Below are 12,972 nucleotides of genomic sequence, written 5' to 3'. Positions count from 1 at the left end.
GCAAATAATAGCTAATGACAGCGCAATTTGAACACGTATCCGTATTAATGGACGAAACCATCGATGCCCTCGCAATTAAGCCAGACGGTATATACATGGATGGTACGTTTGGACGTGGCGGCCACTCTGGACAAATTTTAGCACGCCTAGGTGATGAAGGTCGCCTGCAAGCAATTGACCAAGATCCACAAGCGATACAATCAGCCGAAAAATTTGCTGATGATCCACGTTTTGCGATTGCACATACTCGTTTTTCAAATTTATACGAAGTAGCAGAGCAGAACGATCTAATTGGTAAAGTGGATGGCATTTTATTAGACATTGGTGTCTCGTCGCCACAACTTGATGACGCTGCGCGTGGTTTTAGTTTCATGAAAGATGGGCCACTTGATATGCGCATGGACCCAACAACAGGTCGCAGTGCTGCACAGTGGTTAGCAGAAGCCGAGTTAGATGATATTACCCACGTAATTAAAAAACTGGGCGAAGAAAAGTTTGGTAAACGCATTGCACACAAAGTACTCGAAGTTCGTGAGCACACGCCAATCACAACAACCAAGCAACTTGCTGACCTTGTTGATGAAGCAGTACCTGTAAAAGATAAGTTTAAGCACCCTGCAACACGTACTTTTCAGGCGATTCGTATTTATATCAATAGCGAGCTTGAAGAGATTCAAACAGCGCTACAGTCTGCAGTTAAAGTGCTAAAGCCAGGCGGACGTTTAGTGGTGATTTCGTTTCACTCACTAGAGGATCGTATTGTAAAACAGTTTATTAGAAAACAGAGTAGGGGAGAAGTGTTACCCAGAGGTCTGCCTTTAACTGATGCACAAATAAATAAAAACCTGACGTTAAAAGCAGTGGGTAAGGCTATTAAGCCAAGTACTGTTGAAGTAGAACGTAATCCACGTTCTCGTAGTTCTGTACTTAGGATTGCACAGAGGTTGGGATGAGTAAAAAAGCGAGCTATCGTCAACCCAATTTATTCTTTGAAATATTAAAAGGCCTAGGTGCTAACAAGCTAACCTCGGCCTTGTTGGTTGTGATATTCGCTTCTAGTTTAGCTGTTGTGCAAACAACACATTTAGCTCGTGGGCAACTTATAAAGCAAGATCAATTATTACAAGAACGTGATGAACTCGATTTAGAGTGGCGCTACTTACTTGTTGAAGAAGAATTTTATTCGCAACATGCACGCATTGAAGAAGTTGCTATATCACAATTAAAAATGAAACGACCTACGAGTCAAGATGAGCAGGTAATAATAGTACAATGAGAAATAGAGGCAAAAAACCAGTCACTAATTTAATCACATGGCGCTTTATGCTGGTGTGTACAGTTGTGTTTATGGTGTTTGTAACACTCGTATCTCGCGCTGCTTATTTACAAGTGATAGAACCTGATAAAGCACGTTCAGAAAGTGATAAACGTACGGTACGTGTTGAAAAACTGCATGTGCAACGCGGAATGATTTTTGACCGCAATGGTAAAGAATTAGCGGTAAGTGTGCCTGTGGTAAGTGTGTATGCTGATCCTAAAGCATTACATAAATCGCTTGTATCTAAAGTAATCAAACAAGCCCGCAAAAGCGGCGAAGATCACTTATCTTTAACTGAAAACACTGTTGAGCTTGATAAGCGTACTGCACTTTATTATAAAAACGATTTACGTTGGCGCGAGCTTGCAGATGTGCTGCGTATTGATCCTAAAAAGATTAATTCTCGACTTTTAAACGATCCTTCGCGTCGCTTTGTGTATTTAAAGCGCCAAGTTACTCCTGCTGTAGCAAATTATATTGGTGATTTACGCCTCCCTGGTATCCATTTACTAGATGAATCTAAACGCTACTACCCTGCAGGTGAAGTTACCGCGCATGTAATTGGCTTTACCAATATCGATGGCAAAGGCATTGAAGGTATTGAAAAGCTATACGAAAACGCTTTAACGGGCGAAGAAGGCCGCCGTACTATTCGTAAAGACGCACAAGGGCGTGAGGTAGAAGTACTTGACGAACGTGAACGTGTAGAGCCAGAAAGTATAGAATTAAGTATTGATCAACGAATTCAAGCCATTGCGTACAAGGCCGTAAAATCAGCTGTACTGACTTATAAAGCCACATCGGGCTCAGCTATGGTAGTTGATGTTAAAACCGGTGAAGTACTGGCAATGGTAAATAGCCCTTCATTTAATCCAAACAACTTAAGCGATGCTGCACCTCATAAGCGTCGTAACCGCGCAATTACAGATTTGTTTGAACCAGGCTCAACTGTTAAGCCTCTAGCCATTTTGGCTGGGCTAGACTACGGCGCCATTCAGGCAGATGACACGATTGATACCTACCCAGGTTGGATGCGTTTAGGTGGTAGTTTAGTGAGAGATACCCGTAATCACGGCGAACTAACACTGCGCGAAATACTAAAGTACTCCTCAAACATGGGAGTTGCGAAGGTTACCCAGTTAGTGCCTAAAGATTACCTTGTTGGCTTATACCAAAAAGTAGGCTTTGGCAGTGATACTGGTACTGGAATGGTAGGCGAAAGCAGCGGTTTGTTTTATCCAAATCGTCGTTGGTCTGACTTTGAAATTGCCACTTTATCATTTGGTTATGCGATTTCGGTAAGCACTGCGCAAATGGCGCGCTTTTATACCATGTTAGGTGCTGGTGGAGTTAACCGACCTCTGACTATTTTAAAGCAAGATAATATACCTGAAGGCGAACGTATTTTTAAACAAAAAGACGTAGAAGCCGTAGTGCACATGATGGAAAGTGTATTTGAAAAAGACGGTACTGCTCGCAACATAAAAGTTGATGGGTATCGTGCAGCTGGTAAAACAGGTACATCTAAAAAGGCCGTAGCAGGTGGTTATGGTGATGAATATGTAGGTTATTTTGCAGGTGTAGCGCCGGCAAGTAATCCTCGTTTAGCCGTGGTAGTTATGATTAATGAACCAGGTGGTGATGTGTACTATGGAGGTGCCACCGCTGGCCCTGCATTTGCAGAAATCATCTCTAACGCATTAAGAATATTAAACGTAGCGCCTGACAAGGAAGAGGTTGCGTACGTACAAGGTAAAGATAACGATGCGTGATTTAAAGGATATTTTAAAATACATCGAAATAGATGCGCCCTCGCAACTGGTAAAACATTTACGCCTTGATAGCCGTGAAGTAACGCCAGGTGATGTATTTGTTGCTATTAAAGGCCATGCACTTGATGGCGGTCAATTTATTAATAAAGCAATTGAAAATGGCGCAACAGCTATTATTGCTGACAGATTATGTGAATTTGAAACAAGTTTTGAGCCACTATATTTAGTTTCGGAGCTTGATAAAAAGCTTCCAGAATTAGCAAGTCGCTTTTATAGCCAGCCAAGTCAGGCTCTTGATTTAATTGGTGTGACAGGTACAAACGGTAAATCGACAACCACAGCAATGATTGCCCACTTAGCGCAATTTTGCAGTACTGATTCGGCTATTATTGGTACTTTAGGTTATGGTCATCCTGATAACTTAATTCCACTGATTAATACCACACCTTCAACGGTTGATTTACAGCATATTTTGAGCGATTTAAATTCGCAGCATAAAAAGCTGGTAGCCATGGAAGTGTCATCTCATGGATTAGTGCAGCAGCGTGTTGCTAAATGCGCGTTTAAAGCGGCTGTGTTTACTAATCTTTCGCGCGATCACTTAGATTACCATGGTGATATGGCAAGTTACGGTGATGCGAAACTAATGCTTTTCCGTGATTTTGAGCCGCAAGTTGTAGTGCTTAATCAAGATGATTTTCAAGCTGAGCAATGGCTTGAAAAGTATGATTTTAATAACCTAATCTGTTATGGCCGCAAAAACTTAGCCCCTAAGAATGCTCAGTACGTTTATTTTTCTAATGTTGAATATTCAAGTGAAGGTATTTCGGCGCAGTTATCGACTAGTTGGGGTGATATATCGATTAAATCCCCTCTGTTTGGCGAATTTAATTTATATAACTTAACGGCCGCGATCGCTACATTACTAGGACTTGGTTATCCGCTTGAGCAATTAGTTTCAGGTTGTGCGCAGTTACAGCCAGTAGCTGGGCGAATGCAAGCATTTAGCCAAGCAGACATGCCGACGTGTGTTGTTGATTACGCACATACACCCGATGCACTTGCACTTGCATTACAAGCATTGCAGCTGCATGTGCCAGGTGGTGTAAGTTGTGTATTTGGTTGCGGTGGTGACAGAGACAAAGGAAAGCGTGCATTGATGGCGCAAGCTGCAGAGCAAAACGCTAATAAAGTTATTATTACCAGTGATAACCCTCGCTCAGAAAACCCTGATGGCATTATTGCAGATGTAGCTGGCGGTTTAACCCATCCTCAAAATGCACATTTAGAGGTTGATAGAGCAGCTGCAATTCGTTTTGCTATAGAAAACGCTACAGCTGATGATGTTATTTTGATTGCAGGTAAAGGCCACGAAGATTATCAAATTATAGGCGATAAGCGCATCGACTTTTGCGATCGCCGCTATGTACAAGAACAACTAAAAAAAGCAGTAAGAGGGATAACACAATGATCCCAATGGATTTTGATTGGTTAGCTAATGTGCTAACAACCGATTATCAAGGTGATAATCAACACGTGCTAAATATAAATACTGATACTCGCACAGTGTGCGATGGCGAAGTGTTTTTAGCACTTAAAGGGCCAAATTTTGATGGCCATAAATTTATAGCTGAGGCTAAACAAAAAGGCGCTATAGGCGTTATTGTTCAGCACAAAGTTGATGTAGATATTCCACAATTTATAGTAAGCGATACACGTATTGCACTAGGTACAATTGGCACCGCTGTTATGGCACAAGTGGCACCTAAAACAATTGCAATTACAGGGAGTGTAGGCAAAACCACCGTAAAAGAAATGTGTGCGGCAATTTTGTCGGTTCACGGTGATGTATTAGCTACTAAAGGTAATTTTAACAACGATATTGGCGTCCCACTTACGTTATTGCGCTTAGAGCCTCAACATCGTTTTGCTGTAATTGAGCTAGGTGCAAATCACTTAGGTGAAATTGCTTACACAACGGCAATGACAAAACCAGATGTGGCCGTTGTATGTAATGTTGCAGCAGCTCACTTAGAAGGTTTTGGTAGTTTAATGGGCGTCGCAAAAGCTAAAGGTGAGATTTTTGACGGCCTTAAAGATGACGGCGTTGCGATTGTTAACTGCGATAGTGAATTTAGCCAGTATTGGTTAGATAAGCTTAAAGGGCGTAATGTTAAACGTTTTTCTACAACCGAAAAACTAGACATTTGGGCAGAGAATATCACGCTTGATGCCAATGCACGTGCAAGCTTTACGCTTTGCACTAAAAACAAGCAAGTACCTGTTACTTTGGCACTTCCGGGTAAGCACAATATTAGTAATGCACTTATCGCTGCTGCACTGACCAGTGAATTTAACGTAACCCTTGAAGAAATAGCCAATGCACTTGCCACAATGGGGGATGTAAAAGGGCGCGTTAATTTAATTGAAGTGTCTGATTTACTTACCGTGGTTGATGATACCTATAATGCCAATGTTAAGTCGGTAAAGGCTGCGATTGACTTGTTAAGTGATATACATGGTCACCGTATTTTAGCACTCGGGGACATGGGTGAGCTAGGTGAAGATGCACGTAAGTACCATCAAGAAGTTGGCGAGTATGCACTTGAGCAAGGGATTGATGAGTTATTTACATTAGGCGTATTAAGTAAATACGCAAGTGATGTGTTTGAACTCCCTAATCGCCACTTTTCGAGCCGCGAACAAATGCAGCAAAAAATTCAAGAAAGTATTAATAAAGTGAATAAAAAAACAACAATAGTAGTGAAAGGATCGCGCAGTTCTCGCATGGAATTATTAGTAACCGATTTAGTTAATGGCCAGCAACAAGCCATCAATGGAGTATCATAATGTTAGTTTGGCTGGCAGAGTATTTAACACAGTATTTTAGTGGTTTTCATGTTTTTTCGTATTTAACGCTACGTGCCATTTTAGGTATTTTAACTGCGCTAATTATGTCTCTTTATTTAGGACCTAAGTTAATTCGTGGTTTGCAACGTATGCAAATAGGCCAAACAGTTCGAGACGACGGTCCGCAATCGCATTTGTCTAAGTCGGGTACGCCGACTATGGGTGGCTTACTTATTTTAGCGGCTATTTTTACCAGCACGCTACTTTGGGCCGATTTATCAAATAAATACGTATGGGCAACACTGTTTGTAATTGGCTCTTTAGGTATTGTTGGCTTTGTTGATGATTACCGTAAAGTTATTCGTAAAGATCCAAAAGGTTTAATTGCTAAGTGGAAGTACTTTTGGCAGTCGGTCATTGCATTAGTTGTAGCTACTGCTTTGTACTTTACCAGTGCACAAGCATCTGAAACATCACTTGTTGTTCCATTTTTTAAAGACGTATTACCGCAATTAGGTTTGTTTTATATCGTGCTTACGTATTTTGCGATAGTAGGTACATCAAACGCGGTAAACCTGACCGATGGTTTAGATGGCTTGGCGATTGTGCCAATTATTTTAGTGGCTTCAGCATTGGCAATTATTGCTTACTTAACAGGTAATATTAACTTTTCGGCTTACTTGCATATTCCACATTTACCGCTGGCGAGTGAGCTTGTGGTTGTGTGTACTGCCATTGTGGGCGCAGGGCTTGGCTTTTTATGGTTTAACACTTACCCAGCACAAGTATTTATGGGCGATGTTGGCTCATTAGCACTTGGTGGCGCATTAGGTATTATTGCTGTTTTAGTACGCCAAGAGTTACTGCTTATTATTATGGGCGGTGTATTTGTAATGGAAGCACTATCGGTAATATTACAAGTGGGGTCGTATAAATTACGCGGTCAACGTATTTTTAGAATGGCGCCGATTCATCATCATTATGAATTAAAAGGTTGGCCAGAGCCTCGCGTTATTGTGCGCTTTTGGATTATTTCTGTTGTGCTAGTGCTTGCTGGCTTAGCTACTTTAAAGATTCGATAAATGCAGTATTTAAACGAGATAAAAAACAAACAAATAACAGTGCTCGGACTCGGTGTAACCGGTCTGGGCATTGTGCGTTTTCTATTATCTCATGGCCTCACACCAAAGGTCGTTGATAGCCGAGTAACCCCGCCGGGGATTGATTGGTTAAAAGAGCACGCGCCAACTCTAGATACCCACTTTGGTAAGTTGGATGACGCAGAGCTTTGTTCAAGCGATATGATTATTATAAGCCCTGGGCTTAGCTTAAAAATACCAGCTGTTGCCGATGCAATTAACGCAGGTGTTGAAGTGATTGGCGACGTTGAGTTATTTGCACGTATTAATACAAAACCTGTTGTTGCAGTAACGGGCTCTAACGGTAAATCAACCGTGGTTACGCTCGCTTATGAAGTGTTAAAAGAAGCCGGCTATAAAGTTGCTTTGGGTGGGAATATTGGCACAGCGGTACTTGATTTACTCAATGATGATTTTGATGTGTATGTGCTTGAGTTATCGAGTTTTCAGTTAGATACCACAACGAGTTTAAAACCTGTAAGTGCAACGGTATTAAATGTGTCTGAAGATCATCTTGACCGCTACGACAGTTACCAAGCTTATATAGATTCAAAGCTAAGTATTTATAATTTTGCAGAGCTTATTGTTGTCAATGCAGACGATAGTCAAACACATCCAGTTGAGCGCGGTACAACCCCTTTAATTAGCTTTGGTGCTCAACAAGGTGATTACCATTTAGCGCAGCACAATGGCGAAACTCACTTTATGGTTAAAGGCGATGCCTTTTTACCTGTTGATACACTTGCGGTAGTGGGTAAGCACAATTATTTAAATACGCTTGCAGTAATGGCGCTCTTAAGTCCGTTTGAAGTAAGCAAAGAGCAATATAAAAATGCATTAGGTCAATTTAATGGGTTGGCTCATCGCTGCCAATTTGTAGCTGAGCTTAACGGTGTAAAGTATTTTAACGATTCAAAGGCAACTAATGTTGGAGCGACCATTGCTGCAATAGATAGTTTAGCTAGTGACGGTGAAAATCTGATTGTTATTGCTGGTGGCGATGCCAAAGGCGCTGATTTAAATGCGCTTAAACCTTACATAGAACAGCATGTAAAAGCATTAATTTGTTTTGGTAAAGATGCAAGTGACTTAGCTGCGATTACCAATAAGAGTTATTTAACTAACAATATGGAAGAAGCCGTTACTTTGGCCAAAGTACTTAGTAGTACAGGTAATATTGTTTTATTAGCACCCGCATGTGCCAGCATTGATATGTATAACAACTATATGCAACGCGGTGATGACTTTGTTCAGTGTGTAATGGCAGGGGCGTTATGATTGCTTTTGCCGATATAAGAGACGCATTAACACCTAAGCCTTCGGCGCAGTTATACGATGTACCGTTATTGTACTGCGTAATAATGCTAATTGGTGTTGGTTTTATCATGGTGACCAGCGCATCAATGCCTACCGCAGAGCGGTTATTTGATGACCCGTACCATATTACCATTCGCCACAGCATGTTTTTGGCAATGGCTTTTGTGCTTTTTTGGATAAGCGTTTGTGTGCCAATGCAGTGGTGGAAACGATCAAACCCTTATCTATTAATACTAGGCATGGTGCTATTAATAGCGGTATTGATTATTGGGCGTGAAGTAAACGGCGCTAAACGATGGATACCTATAGGACCTGTTGGTTTTCAGGTGGCTGAGGCCGCTAAGTTGTACTTTTTTAGTTATATTGCGGGTTATTTGGTAAGAAAACGCGAAGAAGTACAAGAAAATATTAAAGGCTTTGCAAAGCCTATTGCTGTATTTGCAGTGTATGCACTGCTTATTCTGCTGCAGCCAGATTTAGGCACAGTGGTTGTTATGTTTGTAACAACGGTTGGTTTATTGTTTCTAGCTGGTGCTAAGTTATGGCAGTTTTTTGTACTTATTTTAACGGGCGTTGGTCTGGTTGTATTACTTATTATTGTTGAACCATATCGTATGGCACGTGTTGTTGGCTTTTTAGACCCTTGGGATGATCCTTTTGGCAAGGGTTATCAGTTGGTGCAATCGCTAATGGCATATAGCCAGGGGGGTTGGTTTGGTCAAGGCTTAGGTAACAGTGTACAAAAGCTACAATATTTACCTGAAGCACATAACGATTTTATTTTTGCCGTTATAGGTGAAGAACTTGGCTTAATAGGCGTTGTAAGTATTTTAACGGTATTAGCTACTTTAGTATTTAGAGCCTTATTAATAGGCCAACAAGCCCTTAAGTGTGGCAAGGAATACGAAGGCTACTTTTCATTTGCCATTGGTATTTGGTTTGCATTTCAAACCATGGTGAATGTAGGTGCGAGCGCGGGTATTTTACCGACGAAGGGTTTAACCCTGCCGTTTATTTCTTATGGCGGCTCAAGCTTATTAATTATGACGATTGCCACGGGTATTTTATTACGCGTAGATTTTGAAACCAAAATGGCAACCAAACAAGCCACCTCACGCGGAGGTAAGCGATGAGTAAAAAATTAGTAGTAGTGGCTGGTGGAACTGGCGGACACATTTTTCCCGGTATTGCAGTAGCCGATTATTTAAAACAGCAGGGCTGGCAAGTTAGCTGGATCGGCACACCAGATCGAATGGAAGCGAGCGTTGTACCTAAGCACAATATAGATATTGATTTTATTAACGTTAAAGGTGTTCGTGGTAACGGATTAAAGCGTCTTATTAAAGCCCCATTCATGGTAATTAATGCAGTATTGCAGGCGCGTAAGGTATTGAAAGAACAGCGTCCTGATGTAGTACTTGCAATGGGCGGTTATGTTACGGGTCCAACGGGAATTGCCGCAAAAAGTTTAGGTATCCCGCTGGTTATTCACGAGCAAAACGCTGTAGCGGGTATGAGCAATAAACTGCTAGCTAAGGTGGCTACACGAGTATTAGCTGCATTTCCAAGTGCTTTTGCACAGGGTCAAGCCGAGCTAGTAGGTAACCCAGTTCGCCAAAGCGTTATGAATATAGCCAAACGCGATGTATCAAGCCCTATTAATATTTTAGTAGTGGGCGGCTCGCTTGGTGCACAAGTGCTTAATCAAACATTACCAGAAGCATTTAAAGTACTAAATAATACAGCTCCAATAAGTATATGGCATCAAACAGGTAAGGGTCATTTAACTACCGTAGAAGCAGCTTATAAAATGCATGCTTTTACAGGCAGTAATACAAAAATAGCTGAATTTATTGATGATATGGACGCAGCGTATAGCTGGGCTGACATTGTTGTTTGCCGTGCTGGTGCGTTAACTGTTAGCGAAATTGCAGCGGCAGGTAAAATGGCCGTTTTTGTTCCGTTTCCACATGCCGTGGATGACCATCAAACAGCGAACGCACAATATTTAGTGATGGCTAATGGCGCATTATTAATGCCACAAGGGCAGTTTAATAAACAATCAATTGTTGAACTATTAAGCCCGTATTTAGCCCAACCTTCATTAATTACTGAAATGGCTACAAATGCAAAAAAACAAGCCATTTTAGATGCCACAGCAAGCGTAGCAACGCACTGTGAGCAAGTAACAAATAAGAGAAAATAAGTGAAAGAAACGTCAGTACAAGAAAAACACACACGCCCTGCAATGCGCCGAATAGAAACCATTCACTTTATTGGTATTGGTGGAGCAGGTATGGGCGGTATTGCTGAAGTACTCGCTTTTGAAGGCTACCGTATTACAGGTTCTGACATCGCCCATAGCGCTATGACAGATCGTTTAATTAAAGCCGGTGCAGAAGTATTTATAGGCCATCATGAAAATAACGTGAAAGATGCCAATGTAGTCGTTGTTTCAAGTGCGATTGATGAAACAAATCCTGAAATTATTGCAGCCAAAGCCGCAAGAGTTCCTGTTGTTCGCCGCGCAGAAATGTTGGCTGAATTAATGCGTTTTCGCCACGGTATAGCAATTGCGGGTACGCATGGTAAAACAACGACAACAAGCTTAATTGCGAGTATTTATGGACAAGCAGGGCTTGATCCAACCTTTATTATTGGTGGCTTGTTAAATAGCGCAGGTAGTAACGCAAAAGTAGGCAAAAGTGATTTCTTAATTGCAGAAGCTGATGAAAGCGACGCGTCGTTTTTACACTTACAGCCAATGGTATCGGTGATCACAAATATTGAAGAAGATCACATGGATACTTATGGCGGCAGTCTTGAAAAAATGAAAGACACGTATGTAGATTTCATCCATAACTTGCCGTTTTATGGTTTAGCTGTTGTATGTATTGATTCTGAAGTTGCTGCTGAACTTATCCCGCGTTTTGGTCGCCCAGTTATCACGTATGGCGAATCGAAGGATGCTGATTACCGCATGAGCGACTTTAGCCAATCAGCTAATACATGCACATTTACAGTAACTAACAAACAAGGTGAGTGTTTAACTGCCACGTTGAATATGCCAGGTAGACACAACGCACTTAATGCAACCGCTGCGATTGCTGTGGCAAAAGATCAAAACATTGCGAATCATGCAATTTTAGAAGCGCTGCAGAAGTTTGAAGGTATTGGTCGTCGTTTTCAACACTATGGTGAATTTGAAAACGAGCGTGGCAATGTGATGTTAGTTGATGATTACGGGCATCACCCTTCAGAAGTTGCAGCAACAATTGCAGCAGTACGTGAAGGTTGGCCTGATAAGCGTTTAGTAATGGTATATCAACCTCATAGGTTTTCTCGCACACGCGACTTATACGAAGATTTTGTAAAAGTACTTGCTGATGTAGATCAGTTGCTATTGCTTGATGTGTATAGCGCTGGTGAAGATCCTATTGTGGGCGCAGATAGCAAAAGCTTATGCCGTAGCCTTCGTCAACGTGGCAAAGAGCCGCTGCATGTGGCAACAAATGCAGAGCTTGCAGGCGTTTTGGCCGCAAATTTACAAAACAATGATTTAGTATTAACCCAAGGCGCTGGTAATATAGGTCAGTTAGTTAAAACATTAGCTGCGACGGGTATGTCGATAGAAAAACTTAAGCAAGGTGAAGTATGACTCAGGTAAAAACACAATTTGGTAAAGTAGCGGTACTGCTAGGTGGTAACTCAGCAGAACGTGAAGTGTCTTTACGATCGGGTCAGGCTGTTTTAAATGCGCTGCAAAATAGTGGCATTGATGCAATTGCATTTGACCCACAAAGTCGTTCTTTGTGGGAGTTAAAAGAATTAAATGTAGAGCGCGTTTTTATTGCTTTGCATGGTCGTGGTGGCGAAGACGGAACTGTACAAGGTGCACTTGAATTTATGAATCTGCCTTACACGGGCAGTAATGTACTGGGTTCAGCACTTGCTATGGATAAAGTACGTTGTAAGCACTTATTTAAATCAGCGGGTTTAAGCACTGCACCTTATACCGTAGTTGACGCTAAAAAAGGCTTTGATGCTGCAGCTATTATGGGTGAGTTTAAAAAGGTAATGGTTAAGCCATCGCACGAAGGCTCAAGCATCGGTATGGCGCAAGCAAGTACAGCACAAGAACTTGAAGACGCACTAGCTAATGCATTTAAGTTTGATAATCAAGTGCTTGTAGAGCAGTGGATCACGGGACGTGAATTCACAGTTACAGTGCTTGGCGATGAAGTACAACCAGTCATTGAGATGACGACACCTAATGGTTTTTACGATTACCAAGCTAAGTATCAATCAAATACAACGCAGTATCATTGCCCTGCCGATTTATCAGAGCAAGATACTAAGTACTTACAAGCTATATCGCTAGATGCATTTGATTTAGTGGGCGCAAGTGGTTGGGGCCGTGTTGATGCGATGCAAGACGAGCAAGGTAACTTTTATCTCCTTGAAGTAAATACAGTACCAGGCATGACTGAAAAGTCGTTAGTGCCAATGGCGGCAAAAGCGAATGGGGCAACTTTTGAACAATTAGTTGTTCGCATTTTAGAGCAAACGCTTTAAT

11 protein-coding genes are annotated in these 12,972 nt (G+C 41.6%); all 11 read left to right on the top strand.

Going from position 1 to position 12,972, the window contains the following annotated elements:
• Positions 1–14: 14 nt before the first annotated feature.
• Genes rsmH through GQR39_RS01245 form a run of 11 tightly spaced genes read left to right on the top strand, consistent with a single transcriptional unit; the run spans position 15 to position 12,971 of the window.
• Positions 15–953, top strand: a complete 939-nt coding sequence (gene rsmH, locus GQR39_RS01295) for a 16S rRNA (cytosine(1402)-N(4))-methyltransferase RsmH (protein ID WP_008167099.1) — start codon at positions 15–17, stop codon at positions 951–953.
• A complete protein-coding gene (gene ftsL, locus GQR39_RS01290) occupies positions 950–1,276 on the top strand; it encodes a cell division protein FtsL (protein WP_007582915.1) in 327 nt (108 codons plus the stop codon). Before rsmH ends, ftsL begins: the two co-directional genes overlap by 4 nt.
• Complete coding sequence (locus GQR39_RS01285; protein ID WP_010554293.1) at positions 1,273–3,090, top strand: peptidoglycan glycosyltransferase FtsI; 1,818 nt, start codon at positions 1,273–1,275, stop codon at positions 3,088–3,090. The genes ftsL and GQR39_RS01285 overlap by 4 nt, the downstream gene beginning before the upstream one ends.
• Positions 3,083–4,561, top strand: coding sequence for a UDP-N-acetylmuramoyl-L-alanyl-D-glutamate--2,6-diaminopimelate ligase (murE, locus tag GQR39_RS01280; protein WP_165734625.1), 1,479 nt, complete (start codon positions 3,083–3,085; stop codon positions 4,559–4,561). The genes GQR39_RS01285 and murE overlap by 8 nt, the downstream gene beginning before the upstream one ends.
• Entirely contained in the window at positions 4,558–5,940 is a 1,383-nt protein-coding gene (gene murF, locus GQR39_RS01275) for a UDP-N-acetylmuramoyl-tripeptide--D-alanyl-D-alanine ligase (protein WP_165734624.1), read from the top strand. Before murE ends, murF begins: the two co-directional genes overlap by 4 nt.
• Entirely contained in the window at positions 5,940–7,022 is a 1,083-nt protein-coding gene (gene mraY / locus GQR39_RS01270) for a phospho-N-acetylmuramoyl-pentapeptide-transferase (protein ID WP_007582922.1), read from the top strand. The genes murF and mraY overlap by 1 nt, the downstream gene beginning before the upstream one ends.
• Positions 7,023–8,357: a UDP-N-acetylmuramoyl-L-alanine--D-glutamate ligase gene (murD, locus tag GQR39_RS01265; RefSeq protein ID WP_165734623.1), complete on the top strand. Its 1,335-nt coding sequence runs from the start codon at positions 7,023–7,025 to the stop codon at positions 8,355–8,357.
• Positions 8,354–9,529, top strand: coding sequence for a cell division protein FtsW (ftsW, locus tag GQR39_RS01260; RefSeq protein WP_165734622.1), 1,176 nt, complete (start codon positions 8,354–8,356; stop codon positions 9,527–9,529). The genes murD and ftsW overlap by 4 nt, the downstream gene beginning before the upstream one ends.
• On the top strand, positions 9,526–10,602 hold the full coding sequence (gene murG, locus GQR39_RS01255) for an undecaprenyldiphospho-muramoylpentapeptide beta-N-acetylglucosaminyltransferase (protein ID WP_007582929.1): 1,077 nt from the start codon (positions 9,526–9,528) through the stop codon (positions 10,600–10,602). Before ftsW ends, murG begins: the two co-directional genes overlap by 4 nt.
• A complete protein-coding gene (gene murC, locus GQR39_RS01250) occupies positions 10,603–12,054 on the top strand; it encodes a UDP-N-acetylmuramate--L-alanine ligase (protein WP_002957994.1) in 1,452 nt (483 codons plus the stop codon).
• On the top strand, positions 12,051–12,971 hold the full coding sequence (locus GQR39_RS01245) for a D-alanine--D-alanine ligase (protein ID WP_165734621.1): 921 nt from the start codon (positions 12,051–12,053) through the stop codon (positions 12,969–12,971). Before murC ends, GQR39_RS01245 begins: the two co-directional genes overlap by 4 nt.
• Position 12,972: the final 1 nt, after the last annotated feature.

It is taken from the genome of Pseudoalteromonas sp. C8, assembly GCF_011378685.1.
Classification (GTDB): Bacteria; Pseudomonadota; Gammaproteobacteria; order Enterobacterales; family Alteromonadaceae; genus Pseudoalteromonas; species Pseudoalteromonas arctica.
The sequence above is the reverse complement of the archived record's forward strand: the minus strand, read 5'-3'. Positions and strand labels throughout refer to the sequence as shown.

Excerpts from the sequence above, each read along its gene's own strand:
- rsmH (WP_008167099.1), top strand. The coding sequence starts at position 15 with ATGACAGCGCAATTTGAACACGTATCCGTATTAATGGACGAAACCATC.
- ftsL (WP_007582915.1), top strand. The coding sequence starts at position 950 with ATGAGTAAAAAAGCGAGCTATCGTCAACCCAATTTATTCTTTGAAATA.
- GQR39_RS01285 (WP_010554293.1), top strand. The coding sequence starts at position 1,273 with ATGAGAAATAGAGGCAAAAAACCAGTCACTAATTTAATCACATGGCGC.
- murE (WP_165734625.1), top strand. The coding sequence starts at position 3,083 with ATGCGTGATTTAAAGGATATTTTAAAATACATCGAAATAGATGCGCCC.
- murF (WP_165734624.1), top strand. The coding sequence starts at position 4,558 with ATGATCCCAATGGATTTTGATTGGTTAGCTAATGTGCTAACAACCGAT.
- mraY (WP_007582922.1), top strand. The coding sequence starts at position 5,940 with ATGTTAGTTTGGCTGGCAGAGTATTTAACACAGTATTTTAGTGGTTTT.
- murD (WP_165734623.1), top strand. The coding sequence starts at position 7,023 with ATGCAGTATTTAAACGAGATAAAAAACAAACAAATAACAGTGCTCGGA.
- ftsW (WP_165734622.1), top strand. The coding sequence starts at position 8,354 with ATGATTGCTTTTGCCGATATAAGAGACGCATTAACACCTAAGCCTTCG.
- murG (WP_007582929.1), top strand. The coding sequence starts at position 9,526 with ATGAGTAAAAAATTAGTAGTAGTGGCTGGTGGAACTGGCGGACACATT.
- GQR39_RS01245 (WP_165734621.1), top strand. The coding sequence starts at position 12,051 with ATGACTCAGGTAAAAACACAATTTGGTAAAGTAGCGGTACTGCTAGGT.